This window comes from Novosphingobium sp., assembly GCF_965228995.1.
Taxonomy (GTDB): domain Bacteria; phylum Pseudomonadota; class Alphaproteobacteria; order Sphingomonadales; family Sphingomonadaceae; genus Novosphingobium.
On the sequence record NZ_OZ245852.1, the window covers coordinates 3,048,092 to 3,066,959 of the forward strand.

Genomic DNA, 18,868 nt, shown 5'->3' on the forward strand with positions numbered 1-18,868 from the left:
AGGCGCTGCGGCGGATCGATCTCGCCGAACAAGGTGGGATCAAGCGGGTTCACGTTTCGCTCCCAATTGGCTGATAAAGCCGGACATGACCGCAAGCGCCGCCTCGGCATCCGCGGGTTCGACATGTTCGGCCGGATTGTGGCTCACTCCGCCCCTGCAGCGCAGGAACAGCATGGCGGTGGGGCACAGCGCCGCCATGTTCATCGCATCGTGCCCAGCGCCCGAAACGAGCCGGAAAGGGCGGTGCCCCGCTGCCTCGGTCGCCGCATCGAGCAGGTCCATCAGCCCCGGGTCACACGGGCTCGCCGGCAAGTCATGGACCTGCCGCACCGAAAGACCCAAATCGCGCCGCCCGGCAATTTCGCGGAACCGCCGCAGCACTTCCTCCGCAGCGCGGTCCCGCAAGCGCGCATCACCGGCCCGCACGTCGAGCGTGAACCGGCTGCGCCCTGCAATCACATTGGCCGCACCAGAAGGCACCTCCACCACGCCGACTGTGGCGACCAGATCGGCCGGCCCGGCCGTCGCGACGTCCTCTGCTGCGAGAACCATCTCGGCCATCCCGGCCACGGCATCGCGGCGCAGGCCCATCGCGGTGGTCCCGGCATGGCCCGCTGTCCCCGCGATCCCGATTTCAAACCGCAGCTGCGCCGCAATCCCGGTCACCGTACCAAGCGCAAGGCCCTCAGCCTCCAGCACCGGCCCCTGCTCGATATGCGCTTCAAGATAGGCCAGCACCTCACCTGCAGCCCGCGCGGCGGAAGGATAGGCGGCGAGATCGAGCAGTTCTCCCAGCGCCACCCCGTCGCGGTCCGCCACTTCCAGCGCGGCGGGATCAAGCGTTCCCGCCACCGCCCGGCTGGTCAGCATCGCAGCGGGAAAGCGCGAGCCTTCCTCGTCACCAAAGGCATAGACCTCGACCGCAAACGGCAGCCGTGTTCCGCTGGCAGCCAGCGCCGCCACGGCCTCGATCCCCAGCGTGACGCCGAGCGGCCCATCATAGCGGCCCGCATTGCGCACGCTGTCGATATGGCTCCCGATCACCAGCGCCGGTGCGCCGGGCACGCGCGCCTCATAACGCCCGATCAGGTTCGCCGCCGCATCGCGCCGCACGGCCATGCCTGCCTCGGCCATCCAGATCGCAAGCTGCTCCTGCGCCGCATGATAGGCGGGCGAAAGATAAGTCCGCGTTAGCCCGTCCGCGCTGTCGCTGAACGGCGGCAGCGCCAGCGCATCGCAGCGTGCAACGGCCCGGGCGCCGCCCGCTACCATGCCGCCACGCCCCCATCGCTGCGCGGATCGGTCGCGCCATCGAGCTGCCCGTCAGCGTGGCGCACAATCGCGCCGGCATGGCCCATCGTCGCCGTCAGCGGACCGACGCGCTCGACCGCATGGCCCGCCGCTTCGAGCGCCGCGTAGAGTTCCGGCGCAAAGCCGTCCTCCAGTTTGAGCGTGGTCGATTGATCGCCCCAGGTCCGCCCCAGCAACCAGCGCGGCGCGCTGATCGCGGCCTGCAAGTCGGCACCGAACCGGTCATAGCGGGTAAACAGCGCCGCCTGCGTCTGCGGCTGCCCCTCCCCGCCCATCGTCCCGTAGGCCATCACGCGCCCGTCATCGAAGCGCGCCAGCGCCGGGTTGAGCGTGTGGAATGGCTTGCGGTGCGGCTTCAGCGCGTTCCAGCCGCTTTCCGCCAGCCGGAAGCTGCTGCCCCGGTTCTGCCAGGTGATCCCCGTTTTAGGCAGCACCAGCCCCGAGCCGAACTCGAAATAGGTCGACTGGATCGCGCTCACCACGCGCCCCCCGCCGTCCGCCGCGCCGAACCAGCAGGTATCGCCCCACTGCGGCGGCTGCGGCCACGGCAGGGCTTGTGCCGGATCGATCCGCGCCGCCAGCCCATCCAGTGCCGCCGCATCATCGAGCAGCGCCTGCCAGTCGAACCCGTCGAACGCCGGATCGCCCATATGCCTGTCGCGCAGCAGAAACGCCTGTTTGGTCGCCTCGACCAGCCCGTGGACATGGTCGAACCCGTCCGCCGCGTCCGCCGCCAACCGGTCGAACAGCGCCAGGATCAAGAGCGAAGCCGCCCCTTGCGTCGGCGGCGCGCTGTTCCACAGCCGCGCGCCCTTGATCCGCACCGTCAGCGGCTCAGGCCGAAACGCCTGATGCGCCGCCAGATCCGCTGCCGATACCGGGCTGCCCAGCGCGGCCAGATCCGCCGCGATGTCCGCCGCCAGCGCACCGGTATAGAAGCTTGCGGGCCCCTCACCGCACAATCGCCGCAAGGTCTCCGCCAGCGCCGGCTGCCGCAGCACATCGCCCTCTTGCAGAGGTCGTCCCTCAGGCTCGAAAGTCGCCGCATAAGCCCCCGGCTGCGCGCGCAGTTCAGGCCCCTTGGCGGCCGCAATCGCCGCCTGCCCTGCCGTCACCGCGACCCCGGCCTCCGCATGCGCAATCGCATCGCGCAGCAGTCGCTCCAGTGGCAAAGACCCGCCCGCCGTCTCCAGCACCGCCGCCCAGCCAGAAATCGTCCCCGCGACCGTATTCGCCGCCAGCGGCCCACGAAACGGCACCGCCTCCAGCCCGGCATACATCTCGCGCGAAACCGCGCCCGCCGCCCCGCCGCAGCCGTGGATGCCATGCACTGCGCCGCCCGGCTCATGGATGACCCAGAACCCGTCGCCGCCGATCCCGGTCATATGCGGATAGACCACCGCCAGACACGCTGCGACGGCCACCGTCGCCTCGACCGCATTGCCGCCATCGCGCAGCACGGAAAGCCCCGCCTCCGCCGCAAGGTAATGCGGCGCAGTCACCATGCCGTTGCGGCCTGAAACAGTCATGAGCGCCATCAATCAGGCAGCGCCGCAACGAACGCCCGCACCACATGCGCCGAATTGGCCGAGGCGAGATGCTCGAAGGTATATTCCATGTTCTTGTGCTTGTCCCCGCCGGCAAGGTCGGAGAGGCTGCGGAACACGATGGCCGGCACCGCATTGCTCATCGCCACCTGCATCACCGCGGCGCTTTCCATATCGAGCACTCGCGCCTTCCACGCCTTTTGAAGGTAGACGCGAAACGCCGCGTTGTCGGCATAGATACCCGCCGTCACACCCGTCCCGCCGACCATGACCTTGGGCGTGCGCGGCAGGCACAGCGCCGATCCGGGCCGCATCTTGTCCGAAGGCGGCACGCAGCGCTCAAGCGTGATCCCCGCCACCACTTTCTTCGCCAGCGCCAGCAGATCGGCATCGACCGGGATCCGGTAGACCCGCTTCATCGGCGCACCGGGCGCCGTGATCAGCGTGCCGCGCGGGAAGAGGAAGTTCCAGTTTGCAGGCGATTGCGCATCGCCTTTGTCCGGCGCCACCCAACCGCGTTTCGTCATCCGCGCGAACGAGCCTTCGAGATACTGGCCCCAGTTCTCCGGCACCACGACATCGCCGATGGAAAGCGCCGGATCGACGCCCCCCGCGATCCCCGAAAAGACGATGCGCTTCACATTGAACCGGTCAAGCACGACTTGCGTGCTCATGGCCGCGTTCACCACGCTGACCCCGCTCTGCATCAGCACCACGGGTTTGCCTTCCAGCGTTCCCGTCAGGAAGGTGCTGCCGTTGATCGTATGCTCGTGCGCATCCTTGATCGTGGGCACCAGCGAATGCCACTCGGGATAGAACGCCGTCATCACCACAGTGCGCGGCGTATCATCGAGCTTCTGCGCGGCGACCGGTGCGGCCAGCAGCGCGGCGAAAGCGAGAAAAAGCGCTTTGGAAAGTTGGCGCATCATGCCGCAGCCATCCAGGCAAAGCGCGCCACGAACAGCGCGGCGAGCGTATAGAGAAACCAGTCTTTCGTGCCCGCTTCGCCCTTGATCAGCTTGAGGAAAGCGTGCGCGGTAATCCCGAAGGCAAGGCCATTGGCGATCGAGAAGGTCAGCGGGATCATCGCCACTGTCAGGAACGCCGGGATCGCCGCCATCGGGTCCTCCCAGTCGACCTCGGTCAAGGGCAGCAGCATCAGCCCGCCCACCACCACCAGCGCGGGCGCCGTCGCCGCCAGCGGCACCAGCTGCGCATAAGGCGCAACGAACATGGCCCCCAGGAACAGCAGCCCGCAGACGACCGCCGTCAGACCAGTACGCCCGCCCGCCTGCACGCCTGCCGCGCTCTCGACATAGCTGGTCACGGTGGACGTCCCCGCCATCGCGCCCACCATCGTCGCCACGGCATCGGTCATCAGGATACGGTTGAGCCCCGGGATCTTGCCGTCCTTGTCCATCAGCCCGGCGCGCTTGGTCACCGCGACCAGTGTCCCGATATTATCGAACAGATCGACGAACAGGAACACGAAGAGGATTTCGAGCAGCCCCAGCCCCGCCTTGCCGGAGAGCCCGAACACGCCCGGAATATCGAGCTTGAACGCCGTCGCCGTCAGCGCCGAAAGGCTATAGGGCTCGCTCGGCGCATGGACTTGCCCCATGACCCAGCCCGCCAGCGTCGTCAGCACGATCCCGATCAGCATCGCCGCGCGCACGTTCCACACCGAAAGCGTGCCGATGATCACGAGGCCAAACAATGCCAGTGCCGGCCCAGGCTGCGTCACGCTGCCCAGCGCCACAAACGTCGCCGGATTGGCCACGACAATGCCCGCGTCCTTGAGGCCGATAAAGCCGATGAACAGGCCGATGCCGCCCGCCACCGCGGCAAACAGGTGCTGCGGAATGACCGAAACGATCAGCTGCCGCACCCCCGTCAGCGTCAGGATCAGGAAGGCGACGCCCGAAACGAACACGCAGCCCAGCGCCACCGGCCAAGGCACGCCCATTTGCTGGACCACGGTAAAGGAGAAGTAAGCATTGAGGCCCATCCCCGGCGCGAGCGCCAGCGGCGTGTTGGCCACCATGCCCATGAGGATCGAGGCGAAAGCCGCAGCAAAACACGTCGCCGCCGCGACCGATGCCACCGGCAGCCCCGCCTGCCCAAGGATCGCCGGATTAACAAGCACGATATAGGCCATCGTCAGGAACGTGGTGAACCCCGCCAGCACTTCGGTGCGCACATCGGTGCCGCGTTCGCTGAGTTTGAACCGGGCCTCCAGCATTCCCGCAGCTGCCGTCTCGCCCGTCATGTCATTTCCCCCGCAAATGCGCCTGCCGGCATGGTCACGCCGGTGATGCTTCTATTTTCAAGCTCTGCCGCCAGCCGCAGCAGCGCGCCTTCGCGGCCGGGCTTCCCGATCAGTTGCAGCCCGAGCGGCAATTGCCCCGGCCGCTTCAGTGGCATGGCCAGCACCGGCAGCGCGGTGAAAGTGATCGGCTGGGTATGAATGCCAAGGTTCGCCCGCGCCGGGCTCATCTCGCCGTCGATCAGGATCATCGGATCCGCAATCAGCGGCGCAGTGCAAGGGGCCGAAGGCGCGAGCAGCACATCATGGTCTGCCACCAGCGCCTCGATCTGCGCGATGTAGTCCGCGCGGAAGGCCAATGCCTTGCGGTACAACGCATCCGGCAGCAAGGCTCCCGCGATCAGCCGGTCGCGCACCGCCGGATCATAGAAAAAGGGATCGGCGGACAGCGCTTCCCGGTGCAGGTGCCCGCCCTCGTAAGCCGTGATGACGAACGCTGCACTGCGCGCCCGCGGAACATCCGGCAACTCGATCAGCGGAGCCTCCGGCGCAATCGCATCGATGGCGGCGAGCTGCGCCGGATCGGCATTCTCGCGAAACCGCCCGCCCAGCCGCGCGATCCTCGGCGCCGCGCGCGAAGGCAGGGGCGCACCGCCGCGCAGCACGTCCCACACCAGCGTCAGATCAGCGAGACTGGCCGCAAACGGGCCGATCTCGTCAAAGCTTTCCGCAAACGGAAATGCCCCCGCCAGCGGCAGATCGCCGCGCGCGGGCCTGAGGCCATAAAGCCCGCAGAGGCTCGCCGGCACCCGCACCGAGCCATTGGTGTCCGATCCCAGCGCAAGCGGCACCAGCCCCGCCGCCACCGCCGCTGCCGATCCGCCGGAGGAGCCGCCCGCCAGCCGCGTGGCCCCATGCGGATTGCGCGTCGTCCCGTAATCCGCATTCACCGTGGCAAAACCATAGGCAAACGCATCCATGTTGAGCGTCGCGCAAAGCACCGCGCCCTGCGCCTGCAGCCGCTGCACCGCCTCGGCATCAACGCGCGCCGCCGGACCTTTCGCCCGCGCCGCACTGCCCGCCGTCGTTGGCAGGCCCGCAACGTCGAACAAGTCCTTCACCGCATAAGGCACGCCCGCGAGCAGTCCGGGATCCTCGCCGCGCGCGATCCGGGCATCGACCTCAGCTGCCTCGGCCATCGCCCGCTCTGCCAGCAGACGCGTCACTGCGCCGTGGCTATCGGCACGCAGCGCAGCGAGCGCCGCTGCCGCAACGGAGACCGCACTTTCCCGGCCGGCGCGAACCGCCGCCGCGATATCCGTCGCCGATCTCATGCGCTTTCCTCGCCCAGCGCGATCCGCGCATGGCGCGTCAGCAGCGCGAGATTGGCGCTCACCCCCGGGCGGCATTCCTCCGGCACCGGCAGCCCGATCTCGCCCGCGCGCGCCAACATCGCTGCTTCATCCTGCGGCGGCAGCGAAGCCGCCGCCGCAGCCGCCGCCAGCGCTTCGCCTTCGCGCCGCCAGCGCCCCGCGAGCCACGCGCAAACAAACAGCTGCAACTGGTGGAAGATCATCAGCGGCAGGATCACGATGCCCACTTGCGCCGGGGCAAACAGCGCCCCCGCCATCGGCACGCCGGAAACGAGGCTCTTCTTCGAGCCGCAGAATAGCAGCACGATCGCATCCTCGCGCGCCAGCCCCGCTGCGCGCGCCGCCACTCCGTTGACTGCGATCACCACCGCCAGCATCGCCGCCGAAGCCGCGAGCAGCACGGCGAGATCGAACGGACCCACGCGCAGCCACACCCCGTTGACCACCGCCGCGCTGAACGCCGAATAGACCACCAGCAGCACCGAAGAGCGGTCCACCGGCTGCAGCAGCTTCTTGTGGCTATCCACCCACTTGCCGATCAGCGGGCGCAGCAGATGCCCCACCACGAAGGGCAACAGCAGCTGCGTCGCGATCTTTTCCACCGAAGCGAGCCCATCCATCCCGCCGCTTGAATCGCTGCCGGTGTGGATGAAAATCGCGACCAGCAGCGGCGTCAGCACCACGCCGATAAGGTTGGACAGCGAAGCGCTGCACACTGCCGCCGCGACATTGCCGCCGGCCATCGCGGTCATCGCGATCGAGCTCTGCACTGTCGATGGCAGCAGCGCGAGGAACAGCAGCCCCATCGCCAGCGTTGGATCGATTACTCTCCCCGTCACCGCTTGGGCTATGAGCCCCAGCACCGGAAACAGCACAAAGGTAAAGGCCAGCGTCATCAGGTGCAGCCGCCAGTGTCCGACGCCTGCCAGCACCGCCTCGCGCGAAAGCTTCGCGCCGTGGAGGAAAAACAGCAGCACGATTGCCGCATTGGCAGCCATGTCAAAGCCCGCCAGCACGGCCCCGCGTGCCGGCAGTACGCTCGCCGCCACGACGCAGCCCACCAGCCACATGAGGAACGGATCGACCGAGGGTAATTTGATGCGCGCTGCCATGGTCCCGTCCCTATGCCGCGCCGACCCCTACCGATCCAACGCAATGAACCGGACGGTTTGTTGCAAAAAATAGCGCGCTCGTCACCACTCCGTCAGCCTCCATCCCCGGCGAGAACCACGCTTTGTGGCTCCTCGTCATCGGCGGTCTCCTCGGGAAGCAGCAGATTGAGCAGGATCGCCAGCACCGCTGCGGGAAGTACGCCCGAAGAAAGCAGCATCTGCGCCGTTTCCGGCAGATGCGCGAGCGAGCTCGGCTCGAGTTGCAGGCCGAGCGCCAGCGACAGGCTCACGCCGAACACCAGCATGTTGCGCTGGTTCCAGGTCACCCCCGCGAGCATCGATAGCGCGGCAGACGCGACCATGCCGAACATCACGATCACCCCGCCGCCAAGTACCTCGATGGGAATTGTGGTGATCACGGCGCCGATCTTGGGCACCAGCCCGCACACGATCAGGAACAGCGCGCCCAATGTCACGACATGGCGGCTCATCATGCCCGTAATCGCGATCAGGCCGACATTCTGGCTGAAAGTCGTATTGGGCATCGCGCCGAAGATGGCGGCGAGCGCCGTTCCCGCCCCGTCCGCCGCCACGGCGCCTTTCAGTTCGGCATCCGTCGCGGGCCGCCCCGCCGTTCCCTCGCAGATCGCCTCGACATCGCCAATTGATTCGATCGATGAGACAAACCCCGTCAGCACAAAACCCAGCACCGCCGAAGCGGATAGCGCAAAGCCGAAGTGGAACGGCTGCGGCACCATCACGAGCGGCGCCGCGCTCACCGCCGCGAACGAAATCCGCCCCATCGCCAACGCCGCCAGATAGCCCGCCAGCAGACCCAGCAGGACCGAAGCCGTCGACCAGATCCCCCGCGCAAAAAACTTGAGGCCCAACGTCGCGAACACGACCACGCCTGCCAGCAGCCAGCTGCTCCCGGCCCCAAACGCGGGCGTCCCCACCGCTGGCACGCCGCCCGCCGCATATTGCACCCCGATCCGCATCAGCGAGAGCCCGATCATCAGCACGACAAGGCCGGTGATCATCGGCGGCAGTGCAAACCGTACGCGGCCGACAAACACACTCAGCGCGCCATGCACCAGCCCGCCGATCAGCGCTGCCGTCGTCAGTTCCGCCATCGCGCCGACGCCCCGGCCCGCTACGATCGGGATCATCACCGGAATGAACGCAAAGCTCGTCCCCTGCACCAGCGGCAACCGTGCGCCGATGGGTCCGAAGCCGACAGTCTGCATCAGGGTCGCGATCCCGGCGAACAGCATCGCCATCTGGATCATGTAGATCAGCTGCGAGGGGTCTGCCGATCCGAACCCGAACCCCGCTGCCCCCGCCACGATGATCGGCGGCGTAAGGTTCGAGACGAACATCGCCAGCACATGCTGGATACCCAAAGGAAGCGCGAGGACCATGCCGGGAAAGTAATCCGGATCACGGGCCTGGGTGCGGCTGACCCCGCGATGACCTGCTTGGGTGGGCAATGGCACGGCGGGCAGTCTCCTATCCGGTCGCAATCAGCCGGTCGAGCGAGCGGCGCGCCGCGCTCAGAATGTGCGCGCGCGGTGTCTGCACAAGCTCGCCGCCGCGCACGACCGGCCGCCCTTCGACGAACAAGTCGCGCACCCCGGCAGGCGGCGCGAGCACCAGCCCTGCGACAAGATCCCACGCGCCGGTCGAGGCTACGTCGGCCATGTCCCACACCGCGACGTCCGCGCGCTTGCCCGCAGCGAGCTGGCCCAGATCAGGCCGCCCCAGCACCGCCGCCCCGCCGCGCGTCGCAAGCCGTAGCGCCTCGCGCGCGGCAAAAGCGGTCGCCCCATGCGTCACTCGCTGGAGAAGCATGGCCTGCCGCGCCTCACCCAGCAGGTTCGCGATATCGTTGGAGGCCGAACCATCGACCCCCAGCCCCACTGGCACCCCGGCATCGACCATTGCCCGCACCGGCGCCACGCCCGAGCCCAGCCGGCAGTTCGAGCCCGGACAATGCGCCACCCCGGTGCGCGTGCGCGCAAACAGGTCGATTTCACCGTGGTCGAGCTGCACGCAGTGCGCATGCCAGACGTCGGGCCCGGTCCAGCCGAGCTCTTCCGCGTATTGGCCCGGCCGGCACCCGAACCGTTCGAGGCTGAAGGCAACGTCGTCGGCATCTTCGGCGAGATGGGTGTGCAGCATCACGCCCTTCTCGCGCGCCAGCAGCGCCGCATCGCGCATCAGCTCGCGGCTCACCGAAAAGGGCGAACACGGCGCCACACCCACCTGCACCATCGCCCCGTCCGCGCCGTCATGGAACCGGTCGATGACGCGGATGCAGTCGGAAAGGATCGCGTCCTCGCGCTCGACGAGGCTGTCCGGCGGCAGCCCGCCGGCGCTTTCGCCCACGCTCATGCTCCCGCGCGTTGCGTGAAAGCGCACGCCAATCCCGGCGGCGGCATGGATCGTGTCATCCAGCGTCACGCCGTTGGGGAAAAGATAGAGGTGGTCGCTGCTCAGCGAACAGCCCGAAAGCGCCAGTTCCGCCAGCCCCAGTTGCGTCGCGGCGAACACGTCATCGGGCGTATAGCGCGCCCAGATCGGATAGAGCCGCTTCAGCCAGCCGAACAGCGACGCCTCGGTCGCCCCCGGCACTGCACGGGTCAGTGTCTGGTAGAGGTGATGGTGCGTGTTGATCAGCCCCGGCGTCACCACGCAGCCCGCCGCCTCGACGATTTCGTCGGCGTGCCCGGCGAGCGGCGCGAGTTCGGCGGTCGTACCCACTGCCAGCACCACGCCGTCCCGCAGTGCCACCGCCCCACCTGCGATCTCGCTGCCCGCATCATCCATTGCGGCAACCACCGCGGCATTGCGGATGAGTGTCAGTGCCATTTCAGCAGCGCCGCGTCATTTGGGCGGGCTCTGCTCATAGCGGTCCCAGTGCGTGACGATCTCGTCCACCACCTTGCCGCCCACCTTGTAAAGGCTCTCCAGCGCTGCGGTCATCCCGGCGTAGCCCTGGTTCTCGCTCAGCAGATACGTCGCCGGATCGATCCCCGGCGGCGGCATCGTGAAATTGCTGCCTGCGCGCAGCACCAGCACGCGGTCGCGGTCTGCCCGGCCGACCTTGGTGAGATACTCGATCGATTGGAACGTCCCCGTTTCTTCCATCGCCGACGTCACGAACTCGCCCTTCCCGCGCGTCCAGAACTTTGTCCAGTCATTGGCCCACTGCGTCATCTTCGCGCCATGCCAGAACGTCATCGCCGCAAGGTTATCGCCCTTCAGCACGAACGGCGGCTTCTGCGCATTGGGATAGCCCTTGAACGCCTTGCGGGCCTCGGCAATGCGCGGATCATCGGGCAGCGCCATGTCCTTCGTCAGCGCGAAGGCCCAGTCCTGCAGCGCCGGATTGAGCTCGAACATCTCGCCGTTCACCGGCTCGAGCGGCGTGGGATCCTGCGGCCCCTTGCTGTGCAGCGCAAAGTAGCCGCTCTTCCAATCCTTGGGGATCTCGCGCGCGTCGATCTCGTGCGCGATATCGCCGTCGATCAGATAATGCGCCCAGGCCGCCGAGCCGACCGAGGCGTCCTCGGGATCGATCCCGGCAATCCCGGCAACGAGCCAATAGGCCCTGGAAAGATCGAGCCGATCATCCAGCCCCAGCGCCAGCGCTGCTGTGGCCGACTTGATCGAGCCCATGCCCGTCACGATGGCGAGCACGCCGGTTTCCGGATCATAGGCGAGGTTGTGCCACCCTTGCGGGAACGGCAGTGTCTCGGTGAGGTGGCGGCGCTCTTTCCAGAGCTGGAATTCACCCGGCTTGTCACCAGTATCGGCGCCGATCTCGAACATAGTGACGACCACCACGCGCACCGGCAGCTTTGCACCGCAGGGCCGCGCCGGGGCGCAGGCCTTGACCGCGGCGAGCGTCGCCGCATCGGCGACCGGTGTGGCCAGCGCGGGCGATGCCGAGGCGATCAGCGCTGCAGCAGCAATGGAAACAAGGCGCGCGAAAACAGACATGGTCGGGGCAGCCTTGAGGGAAAATCGCAAGGGAGCAAGGGGCAGCGCATGCGGCGCTGCCCCCGCTCAAGTCAGGTCATCAGAACTTGTAGACGACCGAGGCCTGCCAGCTGCGCGGACGCTCGGGCAGCGCGATCGTGCCGCCGAAGAGTTCGGTGAAGTTGGCGCGGAAGTACTTGGCATCCGTGAGGTTCTTCACGACCACGCGGAACAGCCACGGACCCTTGGCGTAGGACACGCTGCCATCCACGAGAGTGTAGGCAGGCAGGCGGATTGCCTGCGACTGGCCCGAGAACACCGAAGGCACGTGGCTCACGCTGCCCGCGAACGCCAGACCGTTGTCGAAAGAGTAGGTCGCGGTGGCCGAGAACAGGTCCTTCGGAATACCCGCACGGCGCGACTGGTCCTTGTTCGTGACCGGCAGCAGGCCAAACAGCTGGCCACCGAGGTAGAGCGAGGGATCCTTGACGTTCTTGAGATCGCCGATGCCGAAGAAGCTGAACAGCGAACCGTCGTTGAGGCCGGTGAGGTTGTAGACGTTGGTGCGGGTATAGGCACCGGTCACGAGGAAGTGCTTGTCAACCGACCAGCGCACTTCCGCCTCAAGCCCCTTGGTTTCGACCGCCTGGTTCACCGTGATCGACTGCGCATTGTAGTCGACGCGGCTCTGCTTGTAGATCGACAGCGCGGCGTAGAGGCGGTTGTTCAGCCACGAACCCTTGATGCCGCCTTCATAGAGCTTCGATGCGCTGATCCAGGTCCCGGCCTTGAGGTTGTTCGGATCGAGTTCGGCACCCTGGCCCGCGATCACGACCGACTGGCGCGAGATCGTGCCATAGGGAACGAGGCCGAAGGGCAGGCGGTAGTTGGCGCTGGCCGACCACGACCAGGCACCCTTGGTAGCCGAGGCGGAGGTGTTGTCGCCATTCGTGCGAGTGGGATCGCTCGACGACTTGCCGTGGATGCTGTCATAACGGGCGCCCAGCGTGACATCGAGACCGAAGTTGAAATCAAGGTCAGTCAGGCCAGCGAAGGCCCAGTCCGTGTAGTAGCCACGAACATAGGTTGCATAGTCCTTGCCCGACTGGGTCGAGAGCAGGCGGGTCGACAGGGCGTCGTAGCCCTTGGTGAGATCGACGCGGTGGAAGTATTCGTAGTTGAAGTCATCACCATGCAGGAAGTCGGTGTAGCGAACCGACGGCGAGAGCTGGATGGAGAACTTGCCGATATCCGTGGTGAACTTCTTCGAAAGGACGATCTTGTCCTCGATCACGTAGGAATTGTGGAACTGCGAGAAGCCGTAGGCGTTCTCGTTGATGTTGTCATACCCGTCGTAGAACAGCTGGTTCTTGATCTCGAGATCGTTGCCGCCGTCCCAGATGAGGTCCATGTAGGCGGTGGTCGCCTTGTTCCACAGCTTGTCGTTGGGGCCGGTCAGCGTGTTGCGGCGGCTCAGCGTTGCCGTGCCTGCATTGGTGAGCGCCAGCTGCGGATAGTTCGCCTTGAGGCAGGCGTCGGTCATGCCGAGCGGGCCGAACGGGCTCACGCCGGGGGTGCCGCAGGGGAACGAGCCAAACACGCCGAACGAGCCGACAGCGTCGAATTCCGCCGGGCTGATCTTGCCGTCGCCGCTGGTGTCGAGCGGCTGGGCCGAACCGGTGATGTAGGTGCCCTTGTCGACGAGGTCCTGCGAGAGGCGGTTCCAGCCGCCGTTCTGCTGGCCCTTGTAGTTCTGGTACATGCCGCCGAATTCAAGCCGCAGGTTGGGCGTGAGGTCGGTATCGAACGAACCCTGCAGGATGGTCTGCTTGGTGTTCATGTTGCGGTAGTACGAACCGGAATCCTCGATTTCAGCGTAAAGGCTGTAGCCGAACGCCTGGCTGCCGATCTTGCCGGGGCCGCGCAGTTCGGCCGAAAGCACGCTCTTCGCCCAGCTGCCGCCGGTATACGAGATCTGGCCCTCGGGGCTGTCCATGTACTTGCCCTTGGCCACGCGGGCCGACTTGGGCACGAAGTTCATGTAGCCGCCGGTCTTCGACGGGCCGTAGATCGGCGAGGCAGGGCCGCGCACGATGTCGATGCGGTCCGATGCGCCGATCGGGGTCGGGTAGTTGCCCGGATTGTCGAGACGGCGCACGCCGCGGAAATAGACTTCTCCGGGGGTGCCGCGAATGTCGAGCGCGCCGCCAACGCCGAAGAACGAGTTGGTGAAAGTACCCGGAGCCTGCGCCACGAGATCGTAAATCTCGCTCACGCCGAAGCGCTCGAGCTGCTCCTTCGAAATGGTGGAGGCCGAACGCGGCGTTTCGACAAGGTTCTTGTCGAAGCCGAAGATCGAGCCGACGTCCTTGACCGGCAGCGCGCCGAGCGAGCCGACGACGACGATCTCTTCCTTGGCGGGCTGCGGATCGGGTGCCGGTGCTTCCTGCGCGAAGGCAGGCGCGGTCAGCGCGGTGCAACCAAGAAGCGCCACCAGACCTGTTACAAGGCGGCGCGGCGCAGCAAACTGCGCAGAACTATTCGGGTAGAGCATCGAGAAACCCCCTGGGACGCAAAAGGCGCACCGCCCTCACCTTTCGTGAAGACCGCAATGCGCGTGGTTGAACCGCGCCTCTCCCGCAAACCATCAGGCATCTTTCCCGCCGCCATGCCGCTGTTTGCGGCATCCCCGAGGCTGGGCGCACCCGTTTTTCTTATGATGCCACAAACGTGGCAATTCGTATTACGCTCTTAAGACACCTTTCCGGCACGCGCCAGACGCTCTGCCTCAAATGCTGCAAAACGCTGTTCAAGATCCATTTGCAGCCGCGCCTTCTCGTTACTCGCCAGATACTTGGCGCAAGATGGTGTGGCAAAATCAGCACAGGCAGCTACCGGCTCCAGCTTGGACGGATGAGCCCACAGCGCCCCGCCGGGCACAAACGAATAAGCGAGCCCCGCGCGCGCAATCTGCTTGAGTTCCAAGTAACTCAGCCCCTGCTCGCGCACGGCGCGGACATATTCATTGGTCATGTCGGAGCGCAGCACGCCCTCGTCGTCGGTAGAGAGCACCACCGGCACTCCATGCGCCCGGTAAAGCTGCATGGGATGGTCCGCGCCCTTGACGCCAAGGATCACCCCATTGCTGGTGAGATTGATTTCGACCGCGATCCCCTCACGCGCCATGCGGGCCATGGTGTCTTCGGCCTTGTCCTCGAAGGCGATGCCGGTGCCGTGCCCGATCCGCTTCGCACCGGCCGCAATGGCCTGAGCGATATGGTCCTTGAGATCTGTCGGCGGCACCTGCCCCAGCGTCACTTCGCCGGCATGCAGCGTCAGCTTCACGCGCGGATACTTTGTGGCGAGAAACCGGATCATCGCCATGTGCAGGGGGTAGTCACGCCGCGCCAGCCACGCGTCTTCCGGCATCACGATGTTGACACCGACAAAGCGCGGATCGGCATCGGCCATCATGAAACCGAGGACCAGCGAGCGGTAGACCTGCCGCGGCGGCAGTGCGCGCAGCGCCTGAAACAGGTAGTGCACCGCCACCTTGCAGCCGGGTTCGGCCGCTGGCGTACTGCAGGCCATCGCCTTCGCCGCAGCCGCCTCGTCGGCATCAAGTTCGGCGCGCGCCTTGGGCACGAGCGGCGCGAACTGCTTCACCTCGCTCGCATAAACGGCCGCGAAATCGCCCTCGGCGATCGGCTCATCACCGGCCCCGCGCACGACCGAAACCAGCGTCACCGTGTTGTGATCGAGCTCCAGATAGGAAACATTGTCCCCCGCCGCGATGCGCCGGGTTGCGGTGAGCATTTTCGCGGTCTCGCCGCCGATCTTCCCGAAGCGTTCGAACGAGCGGAAGAACTGGGTATGGCCTGAAACATCGTTCTGCCCCACCCCGCGCTGGAAACCACGCGTCGACAGCGCATCGATCAGCCGGTCCATGCCGAATTCGCTGGTCTTCGCAAACTGCTCGATCCCGCGCTCGGCCGGGCACGGCGGCGGCTCGATGGCGAGGCCGCTTTCATCGACGCAAAAGCCCTTGGTCCCCGCCCAGGTCAGGTAATCCTCGGCATAGATCGCGCCGCCGAGATGGTTGTGCAGATCGCCGCCCTTGGGCATGCCGCGCAGCAGCACGCGCAACGCGGGCGGACTTTCGCGCGCATCCTCGATCAGCTTGGCAACCGCAGCCTCGCGCGCAGCGTCAGCAATGGTAGCCTGCGCCAGAGCAGGCACGGGCGATGCGGCCAGCAGCGCCGCGCCCAGCGCGCGCCCCGCCTTCGCCCAACTGCCCCCTGCCCTCTGACCCAAGTTTCGACCCCAATTGCTGCGTTGCAGCGTGATTATGGCCTTGACCTGTTTCACGCAAATGCAATGAATCGCGCAAGCTGTTGCGAAAATTAGGTAGGGTAAAAAATCCAGTGCCGGCATTCTCCCGCTTCCTGCGCTATTTTCTTGCTGTCGGCCGCCTCGGCTCGATCCGCAAGGCAGCGGATGAGCTCAACGTCTCGGCCTCCGCGATCGACCGCCAGATCCTCAATGTCGAGGCCGAGATAGGCATGCCGCTGTTCGAGCGCCTGCCCACTGGTCTGCGCCTGACCGCTGCGGGCGAGATCATGATGGCCGCCGGGGGGCGCTGGCAGAAGAGCCTCGCCGAAGTGCGTGCGCAGATCGAGGACTTGCGTGGGCTCAAACGCGGCCATGTCGAGATCGCGGTGATCGATGCGCTGGCAAAGGGCGTGATCCCGGCCGCAATCCAGTCGCTGCAGAGCCGTTATCCCGGCATCACGATCGAAGTGAAAGTTGCCGCCAATGATTCCGTGCGGCGGATGATCGCCAGCGGCGAGGTCGATTTCGGCGTGTTCTTCGGCCCCGAATCCTACCGTGACATCACCGTGCGCTCTTTCGTCGACGTCCATCTCGGCTTCATCACCCCCGCCGGGCACCCCTTTGGCGATCAGCCCGAAGCGCGCTTTTCGGCCTGCGTCGGCTCGCCCGTCGTCGTCCCCTCCAGCCCGCTCGCGGTGCACCAGCAAATCGCCGTGCTCGAAGGCACCACGCGCATCACGCTGGAGCGCAAGGCGACCAGCAACAACATCCAGATGATCACCAGCCTCGTGCTGCAAGGCGTCGGCATCGGCATCCTCACTTCGCTCGACGTGGTGACCGAGGTCCGCGCAGGCCTGCTTTCCTTCACCCGCATTTCCGATCCCGTGCTGCGCCCGATGACCCTTGCGCTGTGCACCGCATCCGCCCGCCCGCCGAGCTATGCCGCCGATATCGTGCTGGGCGAGATCCAGACCGCGTTCGCCGAGCTCGCCTGGCCCGTTCCCGCCTCGGCACCCGGCGTCCGCAATTCCGGTTGAAAACGTGCCCCTGCTGCAATTGCCCCGCGCGCCGGGAATCGGTAACCGCTCTCCTTTGCTGCCCGACGAACGGACCCGAACGGACATGACCGAAGCTGCCGCCCCCGTGCTGAACTACATCCCCTACGAGGACTTCCTCAGCAGCGTGCGCAGGCTTTCGAGGCTGCTGGCGGCGGATAGCTGGAAGCCCGATTTCATCATCGGCATCGGCCGCGGCGGCCTCGTCCCCGCGGTCTACATCAGCCACGAACTGCAGGTGCCGATGCTTTCGATCGACCATTCCTCGAAAGTCCCGGGCTTTGCCGACGAACTGCTCGGCAAGGTGGCCGATAAATCGACCACCGGCACGCGCCTGCTTTTCGTCGATGATATCAACGATAGCGGCGGCACCATTGTCTACATCCGCAATCTGCTGGCGGAAAACGGCTGCAACCCGGATAACCTGCGCTTCGCCGTGCTCAAGGACAATTGCCGCTCGAAAGCGCGGGTAGACTACACCGCCGAAGTGATCGACCGCGCAGAGGACAAGCGCTGGTTCGTGTTCCCGTGGGAAGCGGTCATGACCGCCGAAACCCTCGCCGAAGAAGCCCAGGCCGTGCCGGAGCGGCTGGGCTGAAATCGCAACATAACACACCAACAAAACCGCTCATGCTGAGCTTGTCGAAGCATCGTACGCGGCCGTGGTGCCAGCACCCTTCGACAAGCTCAGGGTGAGCGGGGTTGGGCTGTGTCTGGGTTGGCGAATTCAGCCGAACTTGAACCCGCTCATCACCGCCCAAGTCAGCGCGCCGACTCCGGCGATGCCAACGAGCGCCATCACCGGCGACCCCTTCACGTCCGCAGTTGCCTCGCCCTTGGCCCGGTCGCGCTTGCCGGTGATCATCGGCCCGATCAGATTGTGCGCATTGAGCACCTGATAGTACCCGATCGCGAGGATATGCAGGCCGATTACCGCCAGCGCCGCCTTGAACACGCCCTCGTGCCACTCCGATGCCATGCGACCGCTATCGAAGCTCACCCAGTCTGCCAGCGGCCCGGATTCGATCCCGTCGACATCGACTGCAAAGAGGCCCGCCAGCGTGATCGCAAGTATCACCGCCAGCAGCACCGCCACGCTCCACCCGCCGAGCGGATTGTGCCCGTCCGAAGGGGTCTCGCCGTCATGCGTCCTGAGGTACGCCATGATCGCGCGCGGCCCTTTCAGGAACTGCGCAAAGCGCGCGGTGCGCGATCCCGCAAAGCCCCAGAAAATCCGGAACACCACCAGCGCGAAAATGGCGTAGCCCGCTTGCCGGTGGCGATCCATGTCGTGGTTCTCGCCGCTCCACCAGGCAAAGCCGAACAGCGCGATAAGGCTCCAGTGGAACACCCGCACGAACGGGTCCCATACCTTTACGGTCTCGTCTGGCGTGCTCATGGCAGGCTTAGTCCTCGGCGCGGAACTGCTTGTGGCAGGCAGCGCAGGTCCCGCCGACGACCTTGAACTGCGCCAGCACCGCCGCAGTATTGCCCGATCCAGCGATCCCGGCCAGCTTGTCCGTCTCGGCCACCAGCTTGCCCGCCGCTACATCGAAGGCAGGCTTCTGCGCCCAGATCGCGGGCAGCGCATCGGTCTTCACCCCCGAGCTTGGCCCGGTGCCTGCCGGAAACAGCGCGCCCTGCAGCTTTGCGGTCGCCGCCAGCGTGCGCGCGGCGGCGAGCAGCTTGGCCTTGTCGGCTCCGCCGCCCAGCTCTTCCTTCAGCGCTTTCATCGCGCCGCCCATCTTCTTGAAATTGGCCTGCCGCGCGGCGATCGTATCGGCGGGGGAAGCCGCACTCGCGATCGCACCGCCCGTAACCAGTGCGGCAGCCAGGGCCATCAGGAACATCGGTCTTGCTCGGGTCATCGGCAGGGGTCCTTCTGCTC

The 18,868-nt window shown here is 66.2% G+C and carries 15 protein-coding genes; 2 read left to right on the plus strand and 13 right to left on the minus strand.

Annotated elements, in window-relative coordinates; all coding sequences use genetic code 11:
- Nucleotides 1-39: 39 nt before the first annotated feature.
- From ACO056_RS13880 to ACO056_RS13930, 11 genes are all read right to left on the minus strand, one after another.
- Complete coding sequence (locus ACO056_RS13880) at nt 40-1,272, minus strand: allantoate amidohydrolase (RefSeq protein ID WP_421847703.1); 1,233 nt, start codon at nt 1,270-1,272, stop codon at nt 40-42.
- Nucleotides 1,266-2,849, minus strand: a complete 1,584-nt coding sequence (locus tag ACO056_RS13885) for a gamma-glutamyltransferase family protein (RefSeq protein ID WP_421847704.1) — start codon at nt 2,847-2,849, stop codon at nt 1,266-1,268. The genes ACO056_RS13880 and ACO056_RS13885 overlap by 7 nt, the downstream gene beginning before the upstream one ends.
- Nucleotides 2,849-3,784, minus strand: coding sequence for a 5'-methylthioadenosine/S-adenosylhomocysteine nucleosidase (locus tag ACO056_RS13890; RefSeq protein WP_421855516.1), 936 nt, complete (start codon nt 3,782-3,784; stop codon nt 2,849-2,851). Before ACO056_RS13890 ends, ACO056_RS13885 begins: the two co-directional genes overlap by 1 nt.
- On the minus strand, nt 3,784-5,127 hold the full coding sequence (locus tag ACO056_RS13895) for an NCS2 family permease (protein ID WP_421847706.1): 1,344 nt from the start codon (nt 5,125-5,127) through the stop codon (nt 3,784-3,786). The genes ACO056_RS13890 and ACO056_RS13895 overlap by 1 nt, the downstream gene beginning before the upstream one ends.
- The gene (locus tag ACO056_RS13900; protein ID WP_421847708.1) at nt 5,124-6,458 is read right to left on the minus strand and encodes an AtzE family amidohydrolase; all 1,335 of its coding nucleotides are present in this window, start codon (nt 6,456-6,458) and stop codon (nt 5,124-5,126) included. Before ACO056_RS13900 ends, ACO056_RS13895 begins: the two co-directional genes overlap by 4 nt.
- Nucleotides 6,455-7,609, minus strand: coding sequence for a bile acid:sodium symporter family protein (locus ACO056_RS13905; RefSeq protein ID WP_421847710.1), 1,155 nt, complete (start codon nt 7,607-7,609; stop codon nt 6,455-6,457). Before ACO056_RS13905 ends, ACO056_RS13900 begins: the two co-directional genes overlap by 4 nt.
- 92 nt (nt 7,610-7,701) lie before the next feature.
- Entirely contained in the window at nt 7,702-9,105 is a 1,404-nt protein-coding gene (locus ACO056_RS13910; RefSeq protein WP_421847712.1) for a nucleobase:cation symporter-2 family protein, read from the minus strand.
- Between the two features lie 13 nt (nt 9,106-9,118).
- The gene (locus ACO056_RS13915) at nt 9,119-10,480 is read right to left on the minus strand and encodes an 8-oxoguanine deaminase (RefSeq protein ID WP_421847714.1); all 1,362 of its coding nucleotides are present in this window, start codon (nt 10,478-10,480) and stop codon (nt 9,119-9,121) included.
- 15 nt (nt 10,481-10,495) lie between these two features.
- Complete coding sequence (locus tag ACO056_RS13920) at nt 10,496-11,614, minus strand: purine nucleoside permease (RefSeq protein ID WP_421847716.1); 1,119 nt, start codon at nt 11,612-11,614, stop codon at nt 10,496-10,498.
- A gap of 79 nt (nt 11,615-11,693) precedes the next feature.
- A complete protein-coding gene (locus ACO056_RS13925) occupies nt 11,694-14,087 on the minus strand; it encodes a TonB-dependent siderophore receptor (RefSeq protein WP_421847718.1) in 2,394 nt (797 codons plus the stop codon).
- 257 nt (nt 14,088-14,344) lie between these two features.
- Nucleotides 14,345-16,027, minus strand: coding sequence for an adenosine deaminase (locus ACO056_RS13930; RefSeq protein ID WP_421847720.1), 1,683 nt, complete (start codon nt 16,025-16,027; stop codon nt 14,345-14,347).
- Between ACO056_RS13930 and ACO056_RS13935 the strand changes: the two genes are divergently transcribed.
- Nucleotides 16,018-16,962 (plus strand): LysR family transcriptional regulator, encoded by a 945-nt coding sequence (locus ACO056_RS13935; RefSeq protein ID WP_421847722.1) that lies wholly within the window; start codon nt 16,018-16,020, stop codon nt 16,960-16,962. The genes ACO056_RS13930 and ACO056_RS13935 overlap by 10 nt on opposite strands.
- An 85-nt stretch (nt 16,963-17,047) precedes the next feature.
- Entirely contained in the window at nt 17,048-17,578 is a 531-nt protein-coding gene (locus ACO056_RS13940) for a phosphoribosyltransferase (RefSeq protein ID WP_421847724.1), read from the plus strand.
- A 129-nt stretch (nt 17,579-17,707) separates the two neighbouring features.
- On the opposite strand, the gene ACO056_RS13945 is transcribed toward ACO056_RS13940, so the two are convergent.
- Together ACO056_RS13945 and ACO056_RS13950 are read right to left on the minus strand one after the other, a co-directional pair.
- Nucleotides 17,708-18,379 carry a cytochrome b/b6 domain-containing protein gene (locus ACO056_RS13945; protein ID WP_421847726.1) on the minus strand — a complete coding sequence of 224 codons (672 nt, stop codon included), beginning with the start codon at nt 18,377-18,379 and terminating at the stop codon, nt 17,708-17,710.
- A gap of 7 nt (nt 18,380-18,386) precedes the next feature.
- Nucleotides 18,387-18,848, minus strand: a complete 462-nt coding sequence (locus ACO056_RS13950; RefSeq protein WP_421847728.1) for a c-type cytochrome — start codon at nt 18,846-18,848, stop codon at nt 18,387-18,389.
- Nucleotides 18,849-18,868 lie beyond the last annotated feature (20 nt).

Coding starts and splice junctions, on each gene's coding strand:
- ACO056_RS13880 (WP_421847703.1), bottom strand. CDS start 1,272: ATGGTAGCGGGCGGCGCCCGGGCCGTTGCACGCTGCGATGCGCTGGCG.
- ACO056_RS13885 (WP_421847704.1), bottom strand. CDS start 2,849: ATGGCGCTCATGACTGTTTCAGGCCGCAACGGCATGGTGACTGCGCCG.
- ACO056_RS13890 (WP_421855516.1), bottom strand. CDS start 3,784: ATGCGCCAACTTTCCAAAGCGCTTTTTCTCGCTTTCGCCGCGCTGCTG.
- ACO056_RS13895 (WP_421847706.1), bottom strand. CDS start 5,127: ATGACGGGCGAGACGGCAGCTGCGGGAATGCTGGAGGCCCGGTTCAAA.
- ACO056_RS13900 (WP_421847708.1), bottom strand. CDS start 6,458: ATGAGATCGGCGACGGATATCGCGGCGGCGGTTCGCGCCGGCCGGGAA.
- ACO056_RS13905 (WP_421847710.1), bottom strand. CDS start 7,609: ATGGCAGCGCGCATCAAATTACCCTCGGTCGATCCGTTCCTCATGTGG.
- ACO056_RS13915 (WP_421847714.1), bottom strand. CDS start 10,480: ATGGCACTGACACTCATCCGCAATGCCGCGGTGGTTGCCGCAATGGAT.
- ACO056_RS13920 (WP_421847716.1), bottom strand. CDS start 11,614: ATGTCTGTTTTCGCGCGCCTTGTTTCCATTGCTGCTGCAGCGCTGATC.
- ACO056_RS13930 (WP_421847720.1), bottom strand. CDS start 16,027: ATGCCGGCACTGGATTTTTTACCCTACCTAATTTTCGCAACAGCTTGC.
- ACO056_RS13940 (WP_421847724.1), top strand. CDS start 17,048: ATGACCGAAGCTGCCGCCCCCGTGCTGAACTACATCCCCTACGAGGAC.
- ACO056_RS13945 (WP_421847726.1), bottom strand. CDS start 18,379: ATGAGCACGCCAGACGAGACCGTAAAGGTATGGGACCCGTTCGTGCGG.
- ACO056_RS13950 (WP_421847728.1), bottom strand. CDS start 18,848: ATGACCCGAGCAAGACCGATGTTCCTGATGGCCCTGGCTGCCGCACTG.